The organism is Actinacidiphila oryziradicis (assembly GCF_005047355.1).
GTDB classification, from domain to species: domain Bacteria; phylum Actinomycetota; class Actinomycetes; order Streptomycetales; family Streptomycetaceae; genus Actinacidiphila; species Actinacidiphila oryziradicis.
Genome location: NZ_SUMC01000027.1, coordinates 18,958 through 40,971 on the forward strand (window position 1 = coordinate 18,958; position 22,014 = coordinate 40,971).

At 69.8% G+C, this 22,014-nt stretch carries 21 protein-coding genes and 3 pseudogenes; 12 read left to right on the plus strand and 12 right to left on the minus strand.

Annotated elements, in window-relative coordinates:
* Window positions 1–11 precede the first annotated feature (11 nt).
* Window positions 12–620, plus strand: coding sequence for a TetR/AcrR family transcriptional regulator (locus tag FCI23_RS25825; protein WP_136726328.1), 609 nt, complete (start codon window positions 12–14; stop codon window positions 618–620).
* On the opposite strand, the pseudogene FCI23_RS25830 reads toward FCI23_RS25825, so the two are convergent.
* Window positions 601–2,589: pseudogene (locus tag FCI23_RS25830) on the minus strand (NPCBM/NEW2 domain-containing protein). The gene FCI23_RS25825 and the pseudogene FCI23_RS25830 sit on opposite strands and share 20 nt — an antisense overlap.
* Before the next feature lie 203 nt (window positions 2,590–2,792).
* Between FCI23_RS25830 and FCI23_RS25835 the strand changes: the two are divergent.
* Window positions 2,793–3,827, plus strand: a complete 1,035-nt coding sequence (locus tag FCI23_RS25835; RefSeq protein ID WP_136726329.1) for an NUDIX hydrolase — start codon at window positions 2,793–2,795, stop codon at window positions 3,825–3,827.
* Between the two features lie 50 nt (window positions 3,828–3,877).
* Here the strand turns inward: FCI23_RS25835 and FCI23_RS25840 are convergent, their stop codons facing one another.
* Window positions 3,878–5,230, minus strand: coding sequence for a dipeptidase (locus tag FCI23_RS25840; RefSeq protein ID WP_136726330.1), 1,353 nt, complete (start codon window positions 5,228–5,230; stop codon window positions 3,878–3,880).
* A gap of 174 nt (window positions 5,231–5,404) precedes the next feature.
* Between FCI23_RS25840 and FCI23_RS25845 the strand changes: the two genes are divergently transcribed.
* Window positions 5,405–6,634, plus strand: coding sequence for a geranylgeranyl reductase family protein (locus FCI23_RS25845; protein WP_246143989.1), 1,230 nt, complete (start codon window positions 5,405–5,407; stop codon window positions 6,632–6,634).
* A 75-nt stretch (window positions 6,635–6,709) separates the two neighbouring features.
* Window positions 6,710–7,372, plus strand: coding sequence for a DUF4230 domain-containing protein (locus FCI23_RS25850; RefSeq protein ID WP_136726331.1), 663 nt, complete (start codon window positions 6,710–6,712; stop codon window positions 7,370–7,372).
* Here FCI23_RS25850 and FCI23_RS25855 read toward each other — a convergent pair.
* Window positions 7,356–7,802: a nitroreductase/quinone reductase family protein gene (locus FCI23_RS25855; RefSeq protein ID WP_136726332.1), complete on the minus strand. Its 447-nt coding sequence runs from the start codon at window positions 7,800–7,802 to the stop codon at window positions 7,356–7,358. The genes FCI23_RS25850 and FCI23_RS25855 overlap by 17 nt on opposite strands.
* Window positions 7,803–7,931: 129 nt before the next feature.
* Between FCI23_RS25855 and FCI23_RS25860 the strand changes: the two genes are divergently transcribed.
* The 3 genes from FCI23_RS25860 to FCI23_RS25870 are packed head-to-tail and all read left to right on the plus strand — an operon-like array spanning window position 7,932 to window position 10,600.
* The gene (locus FCI23_RS25860; RefSeq protein ID WP_136726333.1) at window positions 7,932–8,651 is read left to right on the plus strand and encodes a TetR/AcrR family transcriptional regulator; all 720 of its coding nucleotides are present in this window, start codon (window positions 7,932–7,934) and stop codon (window positions 8,649–8,651) included.
* Window positions 8,652–8,708: 57 nt separating this feature from the next.
* A complete protein-coding gene (locus FCI23_RS25865) occupies window positions 8,709–9,938 on the plus strand; it encodes a sensor histidine kinase (RefSeq protein WP_136726334.1) in 1,230 nt (409 codons plus the stop codon).
* Window positions 9,935–10,600: a response regulator transcription factor gene (locus FCI23_RS25870; RefSeq protein ID WP_136726335.1), complete on the plus strand. Its 666-nt coding sequence runs from the start codon at window positions 9,935–9,937 to the stop codon at window positions 10,598–10,600. The genes FCI23_RS25865 and FCI23_RS25870 overlap by 4 nt, the downstream gene beginning before the upstream one ends.
* Here the strand turns inward: FCI23_RS25870 and FCI23_RS25875 are convergent.
* Entirely contained in the window at window positions 10,561–10,845 is a 285-nt protein-coding gene (locus FCI23_RS25875) for a DUF6332 family protein (protein ID WP_136726336.1), read from the minus strand. The genes FCI23_RS25870 and FCI23_RS25875 overlap by 40 nt on opposite strands.
* A 141-nt stretch (window positions 10,846–10,986) precedes the next feature.
* On the opposite strand from FCI23_RS25875, the gene FCI23_RS25880 reads away from it, so the two are divergent.
* The gene (locus tag FCI23_RS25880) at window positions 10,987–11,379 is read left to right on the plus strand and encodes a MarR family winged helix-turn-helix transcriptional regulator (RefSeq protein ID WP_136726337.1); all 393 of its coding nucleotides are present in this window, start codon (window positions 10,987–10,989) and stop codon (window positions 11,377–11,379) included.
* 9 nt (window positions 11,380–11,388) lie between these two features.
* Here the strand turns inward: FCI23_RS25880 and FCI23_RS25885 are convergent, their stop codons facing one another.
* Window positions 11,389–12,132 carry a maleylpyruvate isomerase family mycothiol-dependent enzyme gene (locus FCI23_RS25885; protein WP_136726338.1) on the minus strand — a complete coding sequence of 248 codons (744 nt, stop codon included), beginning with the start codon at window positions 12,130–12,132 and terminating at the stop codon, window positions 11,389–11,391.
* A 409-nt stretch (window positions 12,133–12,541) separates the two neighbouring features.
* Here FCI23_RS25885 and FCI23_RS25895 point away from each other — a divergent pair, with 409 nt between their 5' ends.
* Window positions 12,542–13,765 carry an ROK family protein gene (locus FCI23_RS25895; protein WP_169316941.1) on the plus strand — a complete coding sequence of 408 codons (1,224 nt, stop codon included), beginning with the start codon at window positions 12,542–12,544 and terminating at the stop codon, window positions 13,763–13,765.
* A gap of 60 nt (window positions 13,766–13,825) precedes the next feature.
* Here the strand turns inward: FCI23_RS25895 and FCI23_RS25900 are convergent, their stop codons facing one another.
* Complete coding sequence (locus FCI23_RS25900; RefSeq protein ID WP_136726341.1) at window positions 13,826–14,716, minus strand: DUF2797 domain-containing protein; 891 nt, start codon at window positions 14,714–14,716, stop codon at window positions 13,826–13,828.
* A gap of 130 nt (window positions 14,717–14,846) precedes the next feature.
* Here FCI23_RS25900 and FCI23_RS25905 point away from each other — a divergent pair, with 130 nt between their 5' ends.
* Window positions 14,847–15,128, plus strand: a complete 282-nt coding sequence (locus FCI23_RS25905; RefSeq protein ID WP_136726342.1) for an SHOCT domain-containing protein — start codon at window positions 14,847–14,849, stop codon at window positions 15,126–15,128.
* 66 nt (window positions 15,129–15,194) lie between these two features.
* On the opposite strand, the gene FCI23_RS25910 is transcribed toward FCI23_RS25905, so the two are convergent.
* Both FCI23_RS25910 and FCI23_RS25915 read right to left on the minus strand, forming a co-directional pair.
* A complete protein-coding gene (locus FCI23_RS25910) occupies window positions 15,195–15,725 on the minus strand; it encodes an ATP-binding protein (RefSeq protein WP_136726343.1) in 531 nt (176 codons plus the stop codon).
* 175 nt (window positions 15,726–15,900) lie between these two features.
* Window positions 15,901–16,209, minus strand: a complete 309-nt coding sequence (locus tag FCI23_RS25915; RefSeq protein ID WP_136726344.1) for a hypothetical protein — start codon at window positions 16,207–16,209, stop codon at window positions 15,901–15,903.
* 149 nt (window positions 16,210–16,358) lie between these two features.
* Between FCI23_RS25915 and FCI23_RS25920 the strand changes: the two genes are divergently transcribed.
* Window positions 16,359–17,495 (plus strand): PLP-dependent cysteine synthase family protein, encoded by a 1,137-nt coding sequence (locus tag FCI23_RS25920; RefSeq protein WP_136726345.1) that lies wholly within the window; start codon window positions 16,359–16,361, stop codon window positions 17,493–17,495.
* Between the two features lie 30 nt (window positions 17,496–17,525).
* On the opposite strand, the pseudogene FCI23_RS25925 reads toward FCI23_RS25920, so the two are convergent.
* Both FCI23_RS25925 and FCI23_RS25930 read right to left on the minus strand, forming a co-directional pair.
* Window positions 17,526–18,485, minus strand: a pseudogene (locus tag FCI23_RS25925) (SIS domain-containing protein).
* A gap of 238 nt (window positions 18,486–18,723) precedes the next feature.
* Window positions 18,724–20,160, minus strand: a pseudogene (locus tag FCI23_RS25930) (WGR domain-containing protein).
* 97 nt (window positions 20,161–20,257) lie between these two features.
* Between FCI23_RS25930 and FCI23_RS25935 the strand changes: the two are divergent.
* On the plus strand, window positions 20,258–20,575 hold the full coding sequence (locus FCI23_RS25935; RefSeq protein ID WP_136726346.1) for a YciI family protein: 318 nt from the start codon (window positions 20,258–20,260) through the stop codon (window positions 20,573–20,575).
* A 68-nt stretch (window positions 20,576–20,643) separates the two neighbouring features.
* Here FCI23_RS25935 and FCI23_RS25940 read toward each other — a convergent pair whose 3' ends face one another.
* Together FCI23_RS25940 and FCI23_RS25945 are read right to left on the minus strand one after the other, a co-directional pair.
* Window positions 20,644–20,871 (minus strand): DUF397 domain-containing protein, encoded by a 228-nt coding sequence (locus FCI23_RS25940; protein ID WP_136726347.1) that lies wholly within the window; start codon window positions 20,869–20,871, stop codon window positions 20,644–20,646.
* 158 nt (window positions 20,872–21,029) lie between these two features.
* Window positions 21,030–21,860, minus strand: a complete 831-nt coding sequence (locus FCI23_RS25945; RefSeq protein ID WP_136726348.1) for a DeoR/GlpR family DNA-binding transcription regulator — start codon at window positions 21,858–21,860, stop codon at window positions 21,030–21,032.
* Window positions 21,861–22,014 lie beyond the last annotated feature (154 nt).

Below are 22,014 nucleotides of genomic sequence, written 5' to 3' on the forward strand. Positions count from 1 at the left end.
AACGGAGTGCGATGACTCCGGGCAAGATGTCTCGCAGCGAGGCGGCACCTGACGGGGACAGGCCGCTGCGCGCCGACGCCCGGCGCAACCGGGCGCGGATTCTCGAGGTCGCCGGGGCTGTCTTCGCCGAGCGCGGCACTTCTGTCTCGACGGAGGAGATCGCCCGGGTGGCGGGCGTCGGGATCGGCACCGTGTTCCGGCACTTTCCGACGAAGGAGGCGCTTCTGGAGGCCGTCTTCACCAGCCATTTGCGGCGGCTGGCGGACGAGGCGGAAGCACTGGCAGCCGCCGACGATCCCGGCAGGGCGTTCTTGGCGTACTTCGCCCGCGTGGTCGAGCAGTCCGCGACGAAGAACTCCTTCGCGGCCGCGCTGGCGGCCGCCGGAATCGATGTGAGTCACACCCGTGGGCAGGTGGGCGTGGACCTGCGGAGGGCGCTGGAGGGGTTGCTCACCCGCGCGCAACGGGCCGCCGCCGTACGGGACGACATCGGCGCTCCCGAGGTGCTGGCGCTGCTTGTGGGCGCCTCGCGAGCGGTGGAACAGGCGGGCGCGGACCTGGATGTGCGGGCCCGCGCCCTGGGCGTCATCCTGGACGGGCTCAGGCCGCGGCGCAGCTGAGGCGCGCGTCGGCCCAGTCGGCGTGGTCGCTGTCCACGCCGTCGCCGCCGTCGGTCACGACGAGCTGGACGGTATCTGCGCCGGTCACCTCGGCCGACAGGGTCTGCGCGGGATCGGCGTTGGTGAGCACGCCGGTCGCCGCGACCCGTTGACCGTCGGCCCACACCTCGAAGGCGACGGTGCCGGCTGAGCCCTTCTCGTCATCCATGCCGACCTGCGCGGTGAGGGAGGTGCAATGGGCGCCGAGGTAGTACTCGACCGTGCTGAGAGCGTGCCCGCCGAGCCCCTTCGCGTAGACGGCGCCGCCGATGGTGATCGGGTGGCCGTCGCCGGCGGCGCTCTCGCCGACGCTGGTGTCCTTTTCGACCGGCCCCCATCGGTTCGTTGCGCTGAGCCAGGTCAGGTCGCTGACGTAGGAGGTGCCGCTCGGTGGCGGTACGACGACATAGGCGATTGCGGTGAGTCCGGATGTTGCCCGGATGCCGGTGGGGGAGCGGTAGGCGGCGGTGAAGGCGATGGGGTAGGTGCCGCTCGCGGCGCCGGGTGGTGCGGTGAAGGACCAGGAAGTGGTGAGCTTTCTGCCGGTGTGCGGTGTGTGGGCGGTGGTGGGCGAGGTCGCCCGCGCCTACCAGCCGTCGGGGGCGGTGAGCGTGGCCCTGACCGACCTGGCAGGGGTGCGGCCGAGGTCGGTGACGACGGTGGTCAGTGTGGCCGGGGTGCCGGCCTTGATGAAGGGGGTGCCGCCGGTGCCGAGTTCGACGGCCGGCGAGTACGACGCCCAGCGCCTGCTCACCGACGTCCGGTACAGCAAGGTGCCGTGCGCCGGGACGGTCGCCGAGATGGCGCCCGCGGTGTTGTAGTCCTTGTGCTGCCACAGGTCGCGCAGCCGGTAGGCGGGCTCATCCGGGAGCCCGACAGCCGCTGCCGTGGTGCCGATGCGCTGCGGTTGCGAGGTCTCGTTGAAGAGCGCGACGGTGCGGCTGCCGTCCGCCATCTCCTTGGTGACCACCCGGCGCCCGCCGTCCGAGGAGAGCACGGTGCCCTGCTTGCCGAGCGGGTCCTGGTCGACCGCGATGACCTCTCGGTTGCCCAGGATGTCGTACGTCGCCGGGGGTGGCGCTGCGCAGGTCGGAGCCGATGAGCAGCGGGGCGGCCATGACCGACCACATGCTGAAGTGACTGCAGTACTCGGTGTCGGTCATGCCGCCATCGCCGACCTCGAGCATGTCGGGGTCGTTCCAGTGGCCGGGACCGGCGCGCTGATGTCGCCGGTCGTGCGCCAGCTGTTGCCGACGTCGGCGGCCCACTCCCAGGGCTTGTTCGCGCCCCATTCGCAGATGCTGTAGACGATGGGCCGCCCTGTTGTCCGGGAGGCGGCTTCGAGGGCGTCGCGCCTCGTCGTGTAGCGCTGTTTGGCGTCCATGCCCTGGTTATCGCAGTTGTCGTACTTGAGGTAGTCCACGCCCCGGTCGGCGAATGGCTGGGCGTCGCTGTACTCGTGGCCGAGTGCGCCGGGGAAGCCCGCACTGTTGCAGGTCTTGGTGCCTGCGCTGGTGTAGATGCCGAGCTTGAGCCCCTTGGCGTGGACGTAGTCGGCGACGGCCTTGACGCCGTTCGGGAAGCGGGCCGGGTCGGGGACGAGCTTGCCGTCGGCGTCCCGCTCCGGCAGCGCCCAGCAGTCGTCCAGGTTGCCGTACTCGTAGCCGGCGGCCTTCAGCCCCCTGTCGACGAATATGTCGGCGATCCCCTTGATCATCGCCTCATTGAATTCGGCGCTGCAGTTGGTCGTGTTCCAGTTGTTGAAACCCATCGGCGCGGTGACCGCGAGCCGGTTGCCGAGCAAAGGCGCGGCATCGTCCGCGGCTACGGGGGATGCCGTTGGTACGGCGAGACCGGCCGCACAGAGCAGCGCGGCGGCCAGCGTTCCGGCGACTCTTCGACAGGCGGTGCGGGCGGAGAGATGGCGCATGGTTCCGGTGCCTCCGTCTTCGCGGGTTTGTGGAACGTCATGTCCCTGACAGACGTGTGCGTTTCTTTAGATGCCGTTGAGGCCTGATGAAAGGGGAGCGTGGGGTGTCTGATCCGGCCGGTACGCATCGGTTTTTACGGTGGCGCGTTTGCCGAAGGCGATGATCCGGGCAATTCGTAGAGGGCTATGGAATAGGGGGCACAGTGATCGTCTGGATCAACGGCACCTACGGTGTGGGCAAGACGGCCGCGGCACGTGAACTGCTCGAACTGCTGCCTGGCAGCGTGCTCTATGACCCGGAACTCATCGGCAGCGGACTGCGGATGCTGCTGCCCGAGAAGCGGCTCGGCGAGGTCTCCGACTACCAGGACCTGCCGTCCTGGCGGCGGCTCGTCGTGGATACCGCGGCGGCCGTGCTGAGTGAGGCCGGCGGCCCGCTCGTCGCCCCGATGACTTTGCTCCGCCAGGAGTACCGGGATGAAATTTTCGGCGGGTTCGCCTCACATCGAATACCCGTGCGGCATGTGCTGTTGCACGTTGAGGAAACGATCCTGCGGGAGCGAATAGGCCAGCGTGAGGAGTTTCCCGGCGACCCCGAAGCGAGCGCCTCCGTACGCAACTGGTGTCTGAGTCACCTCGCCGCCTACCGCGGGGCCCTCCCGTGGCTGACCGCCGACGCGCACCTCGTCGACTCCGGCGCGCTGACCCCGCGTGAGACCGCCGGCCGCGTCGCCGACGCGATCCGTGCGGGCGCGGGCGCACGTGACATCGTGCAGACTCCGGAGCCCACCGCGGAGACCGTCGCGGCCGGGGTGCTGCTCTTCGACGAGCACGACCGGGTGCTCCTCGTCGACCCCACCTACAAGCCCGGCTGGGAGTTCCCAGGCGGGGTCGTCGAGCCCGGCGAACCTCCGGCCCGGGCCGGGATCCGCGAGGTCGCCGAGGAACTCGGCCTCGAACTCCCCGCTGTCCCCCGGCTCCTGGTCATCGATTGGGAACCGCCCGCCCCGCCCGGCTTCGGTGGGCTGAGACTGCTCTTCGACGGCGGTCTGCTCCCCGCCGAGGGGGCGGGACGCCTTCTGCTGCCCGGCGACGAACTGCGCGGCTGGCGCTTCGTCACCGAGGACGAGGCCGCCGACATGCTCCCGCCCGTCCGCCTCTCGCGCCTGCGGTGGGCACTGCGGGCCCGCGAACGCGCGACTGTCCTCAACCTGGAGGCGGGCGTCCCAGTCGGCTAGCGCACTCCTCCTCAGCGTCGGGCGGCCCGGAAGGCCGCCCGACGACCATCTCAGCCTGCTGCGTAGTTCCGAAGGAAGAGCGCCTCGGTGAGCGAGAGTTTCTCCAGTTCCTCCGGGGAGACGCTCTCGTTCACCGCATGAATCTGCGCCTCCGGCTCACTCAGGCCGATGAGAAGGATCTCCGCACCGGGATAAAGAGTGGCCAATGTGTTGCACAGCGGGATCGAGCCGCCCTGGCCCGCGATCTCCAGATCCTTCCCGTACGCCGCGCGCATGGCGTCGGCCATGGCGGCGTAGGCCGGGCTGGAGGTGTCCGCGCGGAAGGGCTGGCCGCTGCCGCGCTGGGTGACCGTGACCTGGGCGCCCCACGGGGCCGCGGCTTCCAGATGAGCGATGAGCACCTTGGCCGCCGCTTGAGCGTCCACACCCGGCGGAACACGAAGGCTCACGAGGGCGCCGGCGCTCGCCTGGACCGATGGGGTAGCGCCGACGACGGGCGGTGCGTCGATGCCGAGGACGGTGACGGAGGGGCGGGCCCAGAGGCGGTCCGCAATCGTGCCGGTGCCGACCAGACGGACGCCGTCGAGGACCTTCGCGTCCTTGCTGAAATCCTCCTCCGAGTACTGCAGACCCTGCCAGGTGGCGTCGCCGCTCAGGCCGTCCACGGTGGTCGCCCCCCTCTCGTCGCGCAGCGAGTCCAGGATGCGGATCAGCGCAGCGAGCGCGTCCGGCGCCGCCCCGCCGAACTGGCCGGAGTGCAGATTGCCTTCCAGGGTGTCGACCTTCACCTCGACGAGCGCCATGCCACGCAGGGTCGCGGTGACCGTCGGCAGCCCGAGCCGGAAGTTCCCGGCGTCGCCGATGACGATCGCGTCGGCCGCGAGCAGTTCGGGATGGGCCTCGGCATAGCGCTCAAGGCCCCCGGTGCCCTGCTCCTCGGAACCCTCGGCGATGACTTTTATGCTGACCGGCACACCGCCGTGCGCCCGCAGCGCTCGCAGCGCCGTCAGATGCATGACGATGCCGCCCTTGCAGTCGGCCGCGCCACGCCCGTACCAACGCCCGTCGCGCTCCGTGAGTTCGAACGGCGGAGAGATCCACGCCGCCTCGTCCAGCGGCGGCTGGACATCGTAATGCGCGTACAGCAGCACGGTCGGCGCGTCCTCCGGGCCGGGAAGGTACCCGTACACCGACTGGGTCCCGTCCGGGGTGTCCAGCAACGCCACATCCTGGAAGCCGTCGGCACGTAGTGCGTCAGCGACCCAGCGGGCGGCCTTCTCGCACTCGCTTTTCGGGAACTGCCGAGGATCCGCGACCGACCGGTACGAGACGAGCTCGGCCAGCTCAGTGCGGGCGCGCGGCATGAGCGAGGCGACGGATTCGGCTAGCGGACGGGCCGGCATGGGCAACTCCCTGTGGGTACGGATGCAGTGTTGAGCGTGCTCCGAAGTGGTCATTCGGGCACATAGGCGGACGACGCCGATGGTGCCACAGCCAGCCGCGGGAATACCGGGCAATAGGATGCGGCTGAGCGGGGGCGACGGCAGTCGGTATGACGAGCGGGAGCGGAAGCGTACGTGAGCAGCGAGTATGGAGCGCAGGACAGCGGAGCGGCGGACGAGGACGCGGCCGAAGAGGTGTGGGACGTCGTCGTGGTCGGCGCCGGTCCGGCCGGGGCCTCGGCAGCGTATGCCGCGGCGACCGCCGGACGCCGGGTGCTGCTCCTTGAGAAGGCCGAGCTGCCCCGCTACAAGACCTGCGGCGGCGGTATTATCGGCCCCTCGAGAGACGCGCTGCCACCCGGCTTCGAGCTCCCGCTGCTGGACCGGGTACACGCTGTGACCTTCAGCCTCAACGGCCGGATGGCGCGCACAAAGCGTTCTCGGCAGATGCTTTTCGGGCTGGTCAACCGGCCGGAGTTCGACGCCGGCCTGGTCGAGGCGGCCCAGCGGGCCGGTGCGCAGGTGCGCACCGGGGTGGCTGTCTCGCGGGTCGAGCAGCATGGGCCGGCCGTCCCGGACCGGCGCACCGTGGCGGTGATATCGAGCGGTGGGGAGACGGTGCTCGCCCGTGCGGTGGTCGGCGCCGACGGCAGCGCCAGCCGGATAGGAGCACACGTCGGGGTCAAGCTGGACCAGGTCGATCTGGGCCTGGAGGCCGAGATCCCGGTCCCGCCGTCGGTGGCGGAGGACTGGGCAGGGCGGGTGCTCGTCGACTGGGGCCCGCTGCCGGGCAGTTACGGCTGGGTGTTCCCCAAGGGTGACTCGCTGACGGTCGGTGTGATCTCCGCGCGCGGTGACGGGAGCGCCACTAAGCGATACATGGACGACTTCGTGGCGCGGCTGGGCCTGGCCGGCTTCGAGCCGAGTATTTCCTCCGGCCATCTGACCCGTTGCCGCTCCGACGACTCTCCGCTGTCCCGCGGCCGGGTCCTGGTGTGCGGTGACGCGGCCGGGCTGCTGGAGCCGCTGACGCGGGAGGGCATCTCGTACGCCCTGCGCTCGGGACGGCTGGCGGGGGAGTGGGCGGTACGCATCTCCGAGGCGCACGACGCGGTCGACGCCCGTCGGCAGGCGCTGAACTACGCCTTCGCCGTCAAGGCCGGGCTGGGCGTGGAGATGGGTGTGGGGCGGCGCATGATGGCTCTGTTCGAGAAGCGCCCAGGTCTGCTGCATGCTGTGATCACCACCTTTCCTCCTGCCTGGAATGCCTTCGCCAGGGTCACCCGGGGGTCGACCTCGCTCGCCGACCTGGTGCGGACCCATCCGCTGGCCCGTCGTGCTCTGGATGCCATCGACCGCACCTGATCAGAACGTTTGTGCAACGGTCGCTCATACAGCGGCACTTCAGGGGAAGATCTCTTCTCAGGAGGTGCCGTTGTTATGCCGTTGCGCAATGACGCGGGTCGGATGCCCTGGTGGGCCCGGTTCGCTGCCGTACTTGTCGTGCTTGTCGGGCTTTTCTTCCTGGTAGCCAAGGCCGATCTGCTGCCCGGGCTCCCCAACCCGTTCGCCGAGAAGACCAAGGACCGCAGCGGTCCTGTTGTACTGAAGTCCATCCAGGACATGAGCCGGTTCGAGGGTGCGAAGGGGAACTTCCAGGTCGTGGTCGATCTGCAGAACGATGCCAAGTTCCTCCCTGACGCCATCCGTGGTAACCGAACCCTTTATGTCGGCGCAGGCACCGTCAACGCCTATGTTGACCTCGCCAAGGTGGGTAAGAAGGGGGTTACGGTCTCCGGTGACCGCAAATCCGTGACCCTCCGTCTCCCGCACGCCCAGCTTGAGCCCACCTCGCTCGACCCGAAGCACTCCTACGTCGTCTCGCAGCAACGCGGGCTCTTCGACCGGCTCAGCGACTTCTTCTCGTCGATTCCCGGCAACGAGAAACAGCTGAACGAGCTGGCCGCGCAGAAGATCCAGAACGCTGCGAAAGCGACTGAACTCGGCACCCGCGCGGAGGCGAACACCAGGACCATGCTGCAACAACTGCTCACCTCGCTGGGCTTCACCAACGTCGACGTGAGCTTCAGCTCTTCGTCGTGATCCGGAAGACGGGGTGCTTCGGGGCTATCGCCCGGAGCTCCTCGTCGGTGGATCCGGGACCGACGCCCCCGAAGAACACGCCGACCTCCGCCTTCCACCGCTTGAGGTAGGCGCGGAGGATCTCCGGTTTGTCGTCGTCCGCGATCTCGGTCGCGGTGAACTCCTCGACCTTCCGGCCCAGCAGCTGCCCGCCGCCCGCCACGCGCATGTTGTGGGTCCACTGGACGTGGCCGCGAGGCGCGACGAGATAGCGGTGCTCGCCCAACGTCAGGGGATTGACCGGGGTGCGCCGCCACTCGCCGCTCTTGCGGCCGCGTACGGCCAGTACGCGCGCACCCCATACGCTGAGCCCGCGGCGGGTGAACCAGGTGACGGCCCGGTTGAGGACGTGGACCGTGAACCAACCGGGCTTCATGACGTGCTCGGGCATGGTGTCCTCCGGAAAGAATTGGAGAGCGGCGCTCTCGTTTGGGATCAGTGTTGCACTGCGTGTCTCGGAATAGCAAGAGCACTGCTCGCATTCTTGGCTGATGCTCCGATCTGTGGCACAATTGCCGGCATGAGCGTGATCAGAGGAGCCAGGGAACGGGCCCGGACCGAAGTGACGGGGGCCATCAAAGAAGAGGCCCGGCGGCAGCTCGCCGCCGAGGGCGCCGCCCGGCTCTCGCTGCGCGCCGTCGCCCGGGAGCTCGGGATGGTCTCCTCAGCCCTGTACCGCTATTTCCCAAGCCGTGACGATCTCCTCACCGCCCTCATCGTCGACGCCTACGACTCGGTGGGTGAGGCGGCTGAAAATGCCCTCGCCGACTCGGAGGAGAAGGTCCCGGTCGAGCGGTGGACGGCGGTCTGCCGCGCCGTACGGGATTGGGCTCTCGGCCACCCCCACGAATACGCCCTGATCTACGGCTCGCCGGTGCCCGGGTACAGCGCCCCCCTCGACACTGTCGGCCCCGCCGCCCGCGTCGGCCTTGCCCTGATAGCCGTAGCCGAGGCCGCCCACAGAGAGGGCGCGCTGGCTGTCCCCGGATCGCCGCCGCTGCCGGAAGCGGTCCACGCCGACGCCTGGCGGCTCATCAGGGACCTGGACCGTGAGCTTCCGCCATCTGCCGTCGCTGCCCTGGTCGCCGTCTGGGCCCAGCTCTTCGGTCTCGTCAGCTTCGAACTCTTCGGTCAGTTCAACCGTGTCGTCGACGCCCGGGACGAATTCTTCGACCTCGCGGCCTCCCGGCTGGCACACCAGATCGGTATCCGGGCGGACGGTGTACTCCCGGAGGAGTAGGCACGACCACCACCGCGAGTGGACGCCGATCCCGGGCAGCCGGTTTAGCGTGGCCGCATGACGGACGAGGCGGCGCCGGCGGCAGCGCGGCACCATGGGGCGGGTCCTGGCGGCGGCCTGCCCTGGCGACCTGGACGTGACAGTGCGGCTGCGCGCTATCCCCTCCCGCGCTCCTCGCTCGCCGTCGCCGTCGTCCAGGTGCTCGGCTCCGCGGCCGCCGGGCGCGACCAACACGGCCGGGTGCACCTGGACGTACTCGGCTATGGCCTGCTTCTGCTCGGCCCGGCCCTGTTGTTGCTGCGTCGTCGGGCGCCCGTTGCCGTGGCGGCTGGAACCTCCGCTCTCACCTTCGGGTATCTCGCTGCCGGATACCCGTACGGCCCCGTCTTCCTCAGCGTCGTCGTCGCCTTCTTCGCCGCGGTCGCCGCAGGTCACCGGCGTGCTGTGCTGGTCGTCGCCGTCCTCGTCTATGCCGGCCATCTGCTGGTCGGCGTTTGGCTGTACCGCTGGCTGCCTCCGTCCGCTGACCATGCGGCCTCTTGGACGCAGGCCTCAGGGGCGGCGGCCTGGCTGCTCGCAGTGCTGGCCGCCGCCGAACTCTCCCGGGTTCGGCGGGAGGAGTTCACCCGCCAGCGGCGAGAGCGGGCCGAGGCCGAGCGCCGCCGCGCCGATGAGGAGCGGCTCCGTATCGCCCGTGAGCTGCACGATGTACTGGCTCACAGCATCTCGGTGATCAATGTCCAGGCGGGCGTAGCTCTCGCGCTCATCGACGAGCGCCCCGAACAGGCCCGCACCGCGCTTACCACCATCAAAGCCGCGAGCAAGGAAGCGCTCGGTGAGGTCCGCCAGGTGCTCGGCGCTCTCCGTGCTCCCGGCGATGCTCCGCGCTCACCCGCTCCCGGCCTCGACCGGCTGCCGGAACTCGCCGGCCAGGCCGCGGATGCCGGCCTTGTGGTCGACATCGCGGCCGAGGGTACCCGGGTCCCGCTCCTGCCGGGTGCGGATCTCGCCGCCTTCAGGATCATCCAGGAAGCGCTCACCAACATCGTCCGGCACTCCGCCTCCCGCACCGCGCGAATCCGCATCGGGTACCGCCCGGACAGTGTTGAGCTGTGCGTCGACGACGACGGACCCGCTACCACGAGCGGCCAGACCGGCAGTGGCAACGGCCTTGTCGGGATGCGGGAACGTGCCGTTGCCCTCGGCGGCACCGTCGAAGCCGGACAACGCGCGGACGGCGGCTTCAGGGTGCTGGCCTGGCTGCCCGTCCGGAAGGAGTCCACATGATCCAGGTACTGCTCGCCGATGACCAGCTGCTGGTGAGGGCCGGATTTCGGGCCCTGCTCGACGCGCAGGCCGACATCGAGGTTGTAGGAGAGGCCTCGGACGGCTCGGAAGCTGTGCGCCTGGTGCGCGAACTCACCCCGGACGCCGTGCTGATGGACATCCGGATGCCGTTCATGGACGGCCTGGCGGCGACCCGCCGTATCACAGAGGATCCGGCTCTGGCCGGAGTAAAGGTGGTCGTCCTCACCACCTTCGAACTCGACGAGTACGTTTTCGAGGCGATCCGGGCCGGCGCGTCAGGTTTCCTGGTCAAGGACACCGAGCCGGAGGAACTGCTGCGAGCGGTACGGGCGGTGGTGGACGGCGACGCGCTGCTGTCGCCCGGAGTGACCCGCCGCCTGATCGAGGAGTTCGCCGCCCGCTCCAAGGGGCCCGCCATCGCGACGGGCCTGGAGCGGCTCACCGAGCGGGAGCGGGAGGTGATGGCCCTGGCCGGGATGGGGCTGTCCAACGGCGAGATCGCGCGCCGGCTGGTCGTCAGCCCCCTCACCGCCAAAACGCATGTCAGCCGCGCCATGGTGAAGCTCGGCGCTCGCGACCGGGCCCAGCTCGTGGTCCTCGCCTACGAGTCCGGCCTGGTGCGCCCCGGTTGGCTCGGCTGATCCGCCCGGCCGTGGCGCTCGAAGCGCCGCAGCACCCCGACCACCCGTACGCAGAACACCGCCGCCGCCACGAAGGCCGCCGCAGCGAACCATCCCTGCCGCGCGGTGCCGTGCACCTGCCCGGCGAGCACCGGACCGGAGAGGATGATCATCGCTACCCCGGCGAACACCGCGCCGGTGAGCCCCGCATAGATGATCTCTACGGTCACGGTGTCCCGTTCGGCCTGACTGCGGGCCTGGCGCATTCGACCGCTCCTCCCCCCTGGACGACTCTGTGAACAGCTTCGCACAGGGGACCGACAAGAGGGTATGTATTCGTATGCAGTTAATGTGTGCGCATTTAGTTCCCGTGCATGCAGGATGGGTTTTTCTGGTACGGTCCACCTATGACCGGCGTAAAGAGCGAGCACGCCCTCGTGCAGCAGTGGCGGGAGGTTCTTGCCCTGCACGCCCGCACGGCATGCGAACTCGACAGAGGGCTCCAGGAGTACGGGCTCGGCGGGAGCGATTTCGAGGTTCTGGACATCCTGGCCGAAGGCAGCCCGGACGACGGCTGCTCCTTCCGCGTCCAGGAGTTGGCCGATCGGGTGCATCTCAGCCAGAGCGCCCTGTCCCGCCTCGTCGGGCGGCTGGAGAAGGACGGCCTGGTCACCCGCGGCATCTGCGCCGAGGACCGGCGCGGCGTACGGGTGGCGATCACCGAAATCGGTCGTGCCCGCCATGGACAGGCCCTGCCTGTCCGGCGCGAGGTACTGGAGCGCATGCTGGGCCACGCCTGATTCCGCAGGTCAGATGACGGCAGCCGTACGCTGCCACAGCTCCACGAGTGACGTGTCTCCCGAGACCTCCAGCCCCTCGTACGGACCCCGGTTCCACAGCGCGAGGTACAGCTCCGCCGCTGTGCCTCGCACCGTGCAGTCCGCGGGTCCCATGCCCGCGCGCTCCGTCCGCAGCGGGTCGGCGGTGAGGTGCATCAGCCAGTCGCCCTGCCCGGCGGGTGCGTCCACCGCCCGCACCCGCAGGCTGCGGGGCCGATCGCTGCGTACCCTGCTCTTGGCCCGGACATGGAAGCCGGTCAGGAGTTCGTCCACGCCGTCGGACGCGAAAGCCGTACCGATGGGGGTGAGGTCCTTACCGAGCGCGGCCTCGGCATCCACCCTGTGCACGGTCGTCTCATGCGCCTGCCGCCGCGTCCAGAAGGCCAACGGCGACGGGGCAGGGAGGAAGTACCAGCAGTCCAGGTCCGGCGGCGCGGCTGCCAGCCCGTCCACCAGCCGGGCATGTCCCTCACGGAACCAGGAGAGCAGTACGCCGTCCTCCGGCGCGTCCTCCTCCATACGCGCGGCGTCCGTACGCCCTTCCGTCACGAAACGTGCCGCCCAGCGGTGCACCACCCCCTGGTGACGCACCAGGTCCCGCACCTGCCACCCGGGACATGGCGGGACCTTGGCGGTCAGCCTTGCCTGCCCGGCGGCGTCCGCCAGCAGCAGCCCTTCCCGCCGGAGCACCTCTATGAACTCAGCTGTCTCCATGCGGCGATTCTGGCATCCCCGCGCGGGGCAGGACATCGCGACGCCAAAGCCGCGCCGTGCCGAACAGAGCCCAGAGCAGATGAAGCCGGTGTCGACGAACACCAGGACCAGCGCGGCAGCCACCAGGCACCCAGGGAACGGTAAGCCGCCAGCATGGCTCCGCGTCTGCTCCTCCACGGCGGACCGGCTCGTGAACTCCCCATCCGGACGGCGACGTTCCGCACCGCGTAGGCGATGACGGCCGTGACTGCCGCCAGTGCCGTCACCGTGGTCAGCGCGATCGGCAGCCCGATGGCGTCAGCGAGGAATTGGTCACGCCCGGGCCCGCACTGCTGCCGAAATGTCGGCGGGGCGCGCCGGATGTCGCGGTCATTTTGTTTCGCCTCGGCACAAAGTCAGAATAGGGGGTGTGACCCAGACTCGGACAAGACTGGAGAGAGGCCGGGGCGCGCTCGGCCCCGCGCTCTCGCTCGTACACACCGGGCGCGCGCCCACTCGCGCCGTTCTCACCACCGAACTCGGCGTGACCCGTGCCACCGCGGGCGCCGTCGCGGCGGAACTGGAGGCGCTCCGGCTCATCCGGGTGGACACCCGTCCCGGCGGCCCGGCGGGCTCCCAGGGCCGCCCCTCGCACCGGCTCGCGGTCAACCCCGACGGGCCCGTCGTCCTCGCCGCTCAAGTGCACGCCGACGGCTTCCGAGCCGCCCTCGTCGGGCTGGGCGGCCACGTGGTGGCCACCGCCCCCGGCTGCATGACCGTACCCGCCGATCCCGCGCACGTGCTGGGCGCCGTCGTCGAGGCCGGAGCGGGACTGCTCCGCGACTCCGGCAGGGTCTGCCTCGGTGCGGGCCTCGCCGTGCCCTCAGCGGTCGCCGAGCCAGAGGGCACCGCCCTCAACCCACTGCACCTCGCCTGGCCCGCCGGCGCGCCCGTGCGGAAGATCTTCGCCCAACAGGTGCGGCGGGCCGGGATCACCGGCCCCGGCGGGGCGCAGGTCGTCTGCTTCGTCGGCAACGACATCAACCTCGGCGCCCTCGCCGAGCACCGCCACGGCGCCGGCAGCGGCGCCCAGCACCTGCTCGTCGTCGCCACCGGCCACCGCGGCGTCGGCGGCGCGCTCGTCCTCGACGGCAAGCTCCACACCGGCAGTTCGGGCCTCGCCCTGGAAGTCGGCCACCTCACCGTCAACCCCGAAGGCCGCCCCTGCCACTGCGGCAGCCGCGGCTGCCTCGACATCGAGGCCGACCCCCTCGCCTTCCTCCAAGCCGCCGGCCGCGTCCCCGGCCCCGAGGCATCGCTCCTCGACCAGTCCACCGCACTGCTCCGCCAGGAGTACGCGGACCCTGCCGTCCGCTCCGCCGCCCACACCCTCATCGACCGTCTCGGCCTCGGTCTGGCCGGGCTGGTCAATGTGCTCAACCCGGACCGCATCCTCCTCGGCGGACTCCACCGCCAACTCCTCGACGCCGATCCCGGACGGCTCCACGCCGTCGTCGCCGACCGCAGCCTGTGGGGGCGCAGCGGTAGCGTTCCCCTGCTCGCCTGTGCTCTGGACCACAACAGCCTGGTCGGCGCGGCCGAACTCGCCTGGCAGCCAGTGCTGGACGATCCGCTCACGGCACTGGGAGTCTAGGACCGCTGCTGGGCCCCGGGCCCTCCCGGGGGCGCCGGGAGGGCCGTAATGCCCCGGTCTTCAGAAGAGGGGCTGGGGTGCGGCGTCCGGTGGTGGCATGGGCCGTGTGGGCGGGGGTGAGGGCGGGCCGGGGGCGGGGCGGCTGAGGGGCCAGCCCGAGGCGAGGTGGGCGTCCAGGATGAGGGTGCCCTCGGCGGTGGCGACGTACAGGTCGCTGCCGGCGACGGCGCGCAGGGTCCCGCTGAGGGCGGTGCCCGGAGCCAATCCGGTAACCACGGCGGTGGGCCGGAGCGGGCCCGGCTCCAGCCCGAAGAGCGCCGCGTGGTCGACCGCGCCGTATGTGACGCTCTCCAGTGTGTCCCTCCAGTCGAGCACGGCGCTGGCGGCGTCGTAAACGGCGCGGAGTTCGGCCGCGCGCACCTGGGCCGGCGGCAGACACGCCCGGGCGTTGCGCTTCGCGGCAGCAGATACGCGGTCGGGGATGCCCAGCGCCGCGCCGAGGACGGATTCCGCACGACGGGCTGCCATCAGCGGGCCCCGGCCGAGGAAGGCGAAGCAGATGGCGGCCTGCTCCAGCAGCCGGACGGTGCCGCGCTCGGCCACGGTGATGCCGACCTTGCGGATGCCCGTACCGAAGTAGGCGAGGTACACCGAGTAGGGCCGGGGGTCTTCGGCCTTGGTGTCGGCGGCCACCGACTGTGAGCGGTCCAGCGCGGCGCACTCCTCGCACTGATCGCGCCGCGTCTGTGGCGGCAGCGGCGCGCCGTGCGGGCACTCGGTCCAGCGGCCGGCGCGCCACACTCCCACGCAGCACCGCACTTCACCTGCCGCGACCGCCATGGCGAGCGGCTCGCCGAGCCGCAACGGACTGTCGCGGACCCCGAACCGCGGATGCGACCAGGTCCACACCGGGTCGCCGCCCTTCCAGCTGAGACCGGTGCACCGCCACATGATCACATCCTAGGGCGTACTCCCCGCGTGGTACCCGAAGTGCCGCTTGCTGTACGACGACCCGAAGCCAGGACCGGACGACGCTCGGTGGCGGACAAGGACAATGGCATCACCGAGGAGATGAGCCCTGATGGACGCCATCACACTGAGCATGCTCGCCGAGCACTGGGACGGCCCCGGCCCGTGGATCCTGTTCTACCCGCCGGTCTGGGTGGCTGTCGTAGCCGGCGTCCTCTTCCTGCTGCGCCGTAGGGGATGGCGGGGGCGTCAGGCAGCGCATCGCGAGCAGTCACCGATCGCACTGCTGGGCCGCCGTTTCGCCGCCGGCGAGATCGACGAGGACGAGTACTGGCGCCGGCTGTCCGTCCTGGACGAGCAGTTCGGGCGCGACCTCAAGGGCGGCGCCCGATGAGCGCGCGATGATCCACGGCTCACACCCGCCGCACCCCCGGTCGCGGGGGTGCGGCGGGCGTGGTGTTCAGACGAGCGCCGGTTCGGGCAGGCGCGCGTCCTCGTCAGTGTCCTGGTGCATGTCTTCCGGCACCGCCTGGTGTACGGCCGCGCCCTGTACGGCCACCGCTAGCGGTGCCTCCAACGGTTCGTACGGAACCGGGGCCTCGGCGCGCAGCGTGAACCACACGACCTTGCCGCCGTCCTGCAGCGCCTCGGTGCCCCAGCTGTCGCTCATCGCCACGACCATGGCGAGTCCGCGTCCGCAGGTGGCCATCGGCTCGAAATCGCGGACCCGCGGCAGTCGAGGGTCGCTGTCGGCGACCGCGGTCGTGAGCCATCCCGAGGCGAAGGTGAGCTCGACGGAGCAGCGCTTGTGGGGCTCGGCGTGCTGATGGACGTTAGCGAGGAGTTCGGTGATGCCGAGCAGGGCCGGGTCGATGAGCGACTCCAGTTGCCAGTAGCGCAACTGGGCCGAGACGATCCGGCGGACCTGCTGGATCCGGGACGGCAGTGCTTCCAGCTCTAGGGCGCACCGCCTACTGGCTTCGGTGATCACGGCTGCGACTCCCTCCGCGGCGGGGCGCTGCCCCTACGGGGCATGCCCCGGACCGCACCAATGGGAATGTCTGTGCGAGATTGCTGAGAGTGACCGCTTTGGTACTCCATGAAGCCACTTCAGAGTCACCCCAATGGCCTGGATCCGCAACTCCCGGGCCAGGGGCACAGCGGAATCAGGGCCGGCCGACCCCTTCGCGTGCGGTGCGCAGCGCATCCACGAACCGCGCCGCCGAGGCCGCGCCCTGGCGGCGCAGCGTCAGAAGATAGCCCGTGCCATTGACCGTCGCGAGCGCCCGCCGCCGTACAGCGAAGCGCGGGGCCAGGGTGTGCACATCCTCCACCGGGGCGCTGTCGATCTCCCGGCCCCGGCTGGTCAGCAGCACCAGCCGCCCATCCCTGATCAGCACTTGGCCGCCAAGGGTCAGCGACCGAAGCCGCCGCCCGATCCGTACCCCGGTCGCGCTGAACTCCGGCTCAGACACGATGCACCGCCTTCGTCGACTGCTCCGCAGTGTGCCCGCTCCGCTGCCCTCGCACCAGGGCCCTGGCGGTGGCCATGCCCCAGCCTGCCTATGATCGGCCATGGTCCCGGCGCACCATCCGGGGGGCGGGCGCGAGCGGGAGGATCACCATGGACCGGGCAGAAGGCGTCAACTGTACGGGAGCGGCAACGGCTACCCTCGATGTGGACCGCACCGACCCCGGCTACCGCACGTGGCTCAAAGAAGCCGTCCGCCGCGTCCAGGCTGACGCCAATCGCTCGGCCGACACGCATCTCCTGCGGTTTCCCCTCCCGGAGCTCTGGGGAATCGACCTGTACCTGAAGGACGAGTCCACCCACCCGACCGGCAGCCTCAAGCACCGGCTCGCCCGTTCACTCTTCCTCTACGGCCTCTGCAACGGCTGGATCCGCCCCGGCCGGCCCGTCATCGAGGCCTCCAGCGGTTCCACCGCAGTCTCCGAGGCCTACTTCGCCGATCTCATTGGCGTCCCCTTCGTCGCGGTGATCCCGCGCACGACCAGCTACGAGAAGCAGCGACTGATCGAGTTCCACGGCGGAGAGTGCCTTCTGGTGGACGACCCGCGGACGGTTTACGACGTTTCCGCCCGTCTCGCGGCGGAGACCGGCGGCCACTACATGGACCAATTCACCTACGCTGAACGTGCTACCGACTGGCGCGGCAACAACAACATCGCCGAATCGATGTTCCAGCAGCTGAAGCTGGAGCGGTATCCCGACCCGGCCTGGATCGTCGCCACCGCCGGCACCGGCGGAACCTCGGCCACCATCGCCCGCTATGTTCACTATTTGCAGGCCGACACACGGGTCTGCGTCGCCGACCCGGAGAACTCCTGCTTCTTCGACGGCTGGGTCAGCGGCGACAAGGGCGTCTCGTGCGACCGCGGTTCTCGCATCGAAGGCATCGGCCGCCCCCGTATGGAGCCGAGCTTTGTAACCGGCGCCATCGACCGGATGATGAAGGTTCCCGACGCCGCGAGCATCGCCGCCGTACGCGCGCTGGAGAACGCCATAGGCCGCAAGGCGGGCGGCTCCACAGGCACCGGCCTGTGGAGCGCCTTCAAAATCATCGCCGAAATGGTGGGCGCCGGTGAGAACGGCAGCATCGTCACCCTCATCTGCGACCCCGGTGACCGCTACCTCGACAAGTACTACTCCGACGCCTGGCTTGCCGGACAGGGCCTGGACATCACCCCGTACGCCACCACCATCGACCGCTTTCTCGCCACCGGCACCTGGCCCCGCTGATCGGCGGCGCGACCCGGAGAAGGCCCGCGGTCACAGGACCACGGAGCGGCTGAGGTGGCGCGGTCGGTCGGGATCGAGGCCATGGGATTCCGCGACGGCCACCGCGAGACGCTGGGCGCGCACCAGATCGGCCATCGGATCGAGTGGGCCGGCTCCCTCCGGGGAATCCGCGACAAGGGTGCCGCCGGTCCTGGCCACCTCCTCGGTGAGGCCGTCCGGGAGGGTGCCGAACATCCAGACCGCCCGGCCGGGCCCGGTGATGCTGACGGGGCCGTGACGGTATTCCATGGCAGGGTAGGCCTCCGTCCAGGCGATCGCGGCCTCGCGCATCTTCAACGCGGCCTCCTGGGCCAGACCATAGGTCCAGCCAGTGCCGAGGAAGGTCACCTGCTCAGCGGCGATGAGCCGGGCGGGCAGCGGCTCGGCCAGGGCGCGGGCAGTGTCGTCGGCCGCCTTGGCCAGGGTGCGCACGTTCTCGGGCAGGGCGCCTTCGGCCTCCAGATGTGCGCGAAGCAGGCCGAGCGCGGTAGTCGCGAAACGGGTCTGCACCACCGATTCCTCGTCAGCGAACTCCAAGCCAACCACCGAGTCGGCGGTCTGTGCGACGGGCGCCGCCGGGACGGCGGTCAGCGTGGTGGTGGCGACGGTGCCGCGCAGCCGGCCGAGCAGGTCCAGTACTTCGGTGGTCGTGCCCGAGCGAGTGATGGCCACGATCCGGTCGCAACTGCGCCCGGGCGGAAACTGGGAGGCGGCGAAGGCGTCGGTCTCGCCATGGCCGCCCTGCTCGCGCAGCGCCGCCTAGGACTGGGCCATGAACCAAGAGGTGCCGCAGCCGACGACGGCGACGCGTTCGCCGCGGCGCGGCAGGGCGGGGGCATACTGCGGGGCAGCCTTGGCGGCCTGCCGCCAGCACTCGGGCTGGGAGGCGATCTCCAGGGACGTGCGCGATCCTGGCGCGGAGGAGGGAGAGGGGGTCTCCTTGGGTGGCATACCGGTCGGCATGGTGTGTAGCTCCTCCGATGCAGGCGGGCTTCAGGGGTGGTGCACCCAGATGATTGATCGGTCGCACTTTCGCGCACTACCACGCACCGTACTGAGAATCCACCTTTGCGTGGCTTGCCGGGGCCCGACACATCAGCGGCGGCGCAAGAGCCGCACGGCGCGCTCGTCGGCACGGGCTGTCCGGGTCAGAGCCGGTGCTCGGTGCTCGAGTGAGATGGTCCGGCTGCTACACCAGCCGCCGGATCTCGCCTCGCGCGCGGTAGAAACCGCCGTTGACGGAGGACCGGACCTCCGTCACCAGATAGCGACCGCCAGGCACCCGTATGTCTTTGGGGAACTGCACCCGGCGGTGCGGGTCAAAGCCCGGCGGGACCACATGCACCCGGAGCCGGCCTGCCTCTTGTACGCACTCCACGATCACGCCGCTGCCGTCGGTCACCGACACCTCGGTGACCGACTCCACCTGGGTGCCGGGCTCGACCCGCTGCCAGTGGTCGGCCTTGATGTCGCTGCGCTGCGGAAGCAGGCCCTGCTGGGCCTCGCGCACCGCCGTCTCGCTGGCATCGATGCAGGCCGGGGAGCCGTCGGTGCTGACGATATAGAGCCGTTCATCACGGTATTGCATGGAGAAGGCCGAACCGCAGCCGGTGCCGAGCTTCCACAACCGGGTGCCGTCGGCGGCGAAACAGTAGACCGAGGAGTGGTTGTCGCCGGCGAACACGTAGCGGCCGTCGGGCGACGTCGCACAGGAGAACACGGAGGCATCGCACCGATAGCGGGCCTGCTCCGCCCCGTCGGCTTTCGCCAGCCGGTACACCCACCCCCGGCTTGTGCCGGCGAACACCTCGCCGGGCTTCTGCCAGCCGAAAAGCACAACTCCGTCCGTACCGGTGTGCCACAGTTGGTTGCCGCTGCGAGCCCCGTAGTGCGTAACGCCGCGTGAGTGCCCGCGGAACACACCCTCGTCCGAGCAGCGCACCATCCATGCCCCGTCGCCGCTGCTGCGCCTGGACCACTGGAACTCGTCCTCGTGGTCGACGGTGGTGATCCCGCCCTGCCGGTCGGAGACGCCGAGCACACCGTCGGCGATGTCGAGCCAGTAAATGTCGGCATCGCCGGCGATCTCGTACGCCACGTGCGGGATCTTTCCGCTGAGGTCGTAGACGCGCCCGTCGTCGCAGCCCGCGTAGATCCCAGAAGTCGTCGGCCACGATGCACTTCACCCCGTCCGGCAGTCCGAAGCGCCCGGTGATCCGTCCCTCATGCGTCAGCGCGTAGACATCACCCTTCCCGTTCCCCACCCACGCGTGCTCCTCGCCCACGAAGACCCGAATGCCGGTGCCCCGGAGGCGAACCGCCACAGCACGGGCGCCTGACTCGCCGTCGACCGAGTGCTGACGATCTGCCGACGAGTAACGGGCCTGCGCCGCCGTACCCCGAGCACTGCGGGTGCGTACCCCTTACGGATCTTCTCCCCTATCTTCCGGGCTGCGGCGGCAGAGGCCTTCGCCGAGTCGGCATAGGTCGCTGTGCGCACCTGACCCTGCTCGCCGATCCGTCCGTACGAGATCGTCACCGCGTTGCCGGTGACGCCCACCTCGTAGAATTTGTGCGATCCCCCGCTGTCTTCGGACAGTTCGAGGTACGTGGTGGCGTCGGGCATGACACGGTCCCCCTCAGGATGAGCGACTGCTTCTCAACATCTCCGACGTTAGAGGGGGCCACTGACAACGGCCGCGCTGAGAGCTGAGGAGCACGGGATGCTGCACCTGCTGTTTCTGCGCTACACGGCCTCGGAAGAGGAGGCCGAACCATTCGTTGCCGCGCATGTCGGCTTCCTGGAACGCCATCACCGCGACGGGACGTTCCTGGTGTCCGGGCAGACGGTGCCTCCGGCTGAGGGTGGTGCCATTGTGGCCTGCGGCGTCGACCGCGGCGCCATCGGGCGGATCGCTGCCGAAGACCCGTTCGTCGTGGCAGGCGTCGCGAAGTACACGGTTACGACGATCGATCCGGGTCGGGAACATCCGGCTCTGGCAGGCGCGCTCGGGGTGGACGGCTCGCGGGTGCGTGGTTGACGTCGCGGGGGTACAGCCGGTCGGCCGGCGCCGGCCCCGGCCGACCGGCTGTACCCCCGCGACGCTGATTACAGGTCGAACTCGCCGTCCCGGGCGCCGAGCACAAAGGCGTCCCATTCGGCCTTGGTGTAGCGCAGCACCGTGCCGGGGTCGGCTGCGGAACGCATGGCCACGCCGCCGCCGGGGAGGTACGCGATCTCGACGCGGTCCTCGGTGTGGCTGTCGGGGGCGCTGAGCCACTCGACGTTGGAGATGTCGAGCGCGTACAGCTCGTCCTTTTCTTGCTGGGTGCCCATCAGGCGAGATTCCCTTCGGTGATGGCGGTGCGGCTGTTCTTGTATCAGTTTGGGTTGTCCGAGTCGAAGTTGCCGCGAATGGAGACGTAGGAAGCCGCAGGCGGATTTTTTCTCCACTCGTTCGATCAATTTGTGACCGCCTTTGACCGAGAGTGTCGTCAGGTGTCCGGCCCGGAGGTGTCGGCGACGACGAGGCTGGAGAGATGCTCGGCGATTTCCTCGCGGAGGACTTCGGGGATGCCGGCATCGGTCACCAGGGTGTCGACATCCTCCAGGGAAGCGAAGGAGCTCAGGCCGACGGTGCCCCACTTGGTGTGGTCGGCGATCACAATCACCCGCCGGGCGGACCGGACGAACTGCCGGTTCGTTTCAGCTTCGGCGAGATTCGGGGTCGACAGGCCCGCCTCGACGGAGATGCCGTGTACGCCGAGGAAGAGCAGATCGAAGTGGAGGGTGCTGATGGCCCGGTCGGCGACCGGCCCGACGAGAGAGTCGGAGGGGGTCCGCACACCGCCCGTCAGTACCACTGTCGCCGCGCCCTCGCGCCCGGAGGGGCCGGGGTGGCGCGAGGCGCTGTGGAAGACATCGGCGACGCGGACCGAATTGGTGACGACGGTGAGGTCCGGGACGTCGAGCAGCCGCTGCGCGAGCGCGTAGGTCGTGGTGCCGCCGGACAGAGCGAGGGCGCTGCCGGGGGTGACGAGCTTGGCCGCAGCCCGCGCGATGGCTTCCTTGGCACCCGGTTCGAGGCCCGACTTCGCCTCGAAGCCGGGCTCGTGGCTGCTGGCCTGGACGACAGGGACGGCGCCGCCGTGGACCTTTTCGACCACACCCTGCCGGGCGAGGGCGTCCAGATCACGGCGGACGGTCATGTCGGAGACGTTGAGGCGGCGGGTGAGCTCGTTGACACGGACGCCGCCGCGGCGGCGGATCTCGTCGAGGATGAGGGCGCGCCGCTGCTCCGCGAGGAGATTCTGGTTGTCGCTCACCCGGGGTCCTGTCTGTCGCTGCTGCCGGTTGCTGGCCGATGACCATCCTTCCATGGCATGGCGAGCCGTCACACAGGCGACGGACACATCACGGTTGTGTGCTCCTTCGGGAATCTTCGTGAAGAGGGGCTGCGCGGTCAGAGTTGGTCGCGGA

Bases quoted from the DNA above. Each gene is read 5' to 3' on its own strand.
- FCI23_RS25920 (WP_136726345.1), top strand. From the start codon at position 16,359: ATGGACCGGGCAGAAGGCGTCAACTGTACGGGAGCGGCAACGGCTACC.
- FCI23_RS25935 (WP_136726346.1), top strand. From the start codon at position 20,258: ATGCTGCACCTGCTGTTTCTGCGCTACACGGCCTCGGAAGAGGAGGCC.
- FCI23_RS25900 (WP_136726341.1), bottom strand. From the start codon at position 14,716: ATGTGGCGGTGCACCGGTCTCAGCTGGAAGGGCGGCGACCCGGTGTGG.
- FCI23_RS25855 (WP_136726332.1), bottom strand. From the start codon at position 7,802: ATGCCCGAGCACGTCATGAAGCCCGGTTGGTTCACGGTCCACGTCCTC.
- FCI23_RS25940 (WP_136726347.1), bottom strand. From the start codon at position 20,871: ATGGGCACCCAGCAAGAAAAGGACGAGCTGTACGCGCTCGACATCTCC.
- FCI23_RS25885 (WP_136726338.1), bottom strand. From the start codon at position 12,132: ATGGAGACAGCTGAGTTCATAGAGGTGCTCCGGCGGGAAGGGCTGCTG.
- FCI23_RS25850 (WP_136726331.1), top strand. From the start codon at position 6,710: ATGCCGTTGCGCAATGACGCGGGTCGGATGCCCTGGTGGGCCCGGTTC.
- FCI23_RS25905 (WP_136726342.1), top strand. From the start codon at position 14,847: ATGGACGCCATCACACTGAGCATGCTCGCCGAGCACTGGGACGGCCCC.
- FCI23_RS25825 (WP_136726328.1), top strand. From the start codon at position 12: ATGACTCCGGGCAAGATGTCTCGCAGCGAGGCGGCACCTGACGGGGAC.
- FCI23_RS25880 (WP_136726337.1), top strand. From the start codon at position 10,987: ATGACCGGCGTAAAGAGCGAGCACGCCCTCGTGCAGCAGTGGCGGGAG.
- FCI23_RS25875 (WP_136726336.1), bottom strand. From the start codon at position 10,845: ATGCGCCAGGCCCGCAGTCAGGCCGAACGGGACACCGTGACCGTAGAG.
- FCI23_RS25870 (WP_136726335.1), top strand. From the start codon at position 9,935: ATGATCCAGGTACTGCTCGCCGATGACCAGCTGCTGGTGAGGGCCGGA.
- FCI23_RS25860 (WP_136726333.1), top strand. From the start codon at position 7,932: ATGAGCGTGATCAGAGGAGCCAGGGAACGGGCCCGGACCGAAGTGACG.
- FCI23_RS25865 (WP_136726334.1), top strand. From the start codon at position 8,709: ATGACGGACGAGGCGGCGCCGGCGGCAGCGCGGCACCATGGGGCGGGT.
- FCI23_RS25840 (WP_136726330.1), bottom strand. From the start codon at position 5,230: ATGCCGGCCCGTCCGCTAGCCGAATCCGTCGCCTCGCTCATGCCGCGC.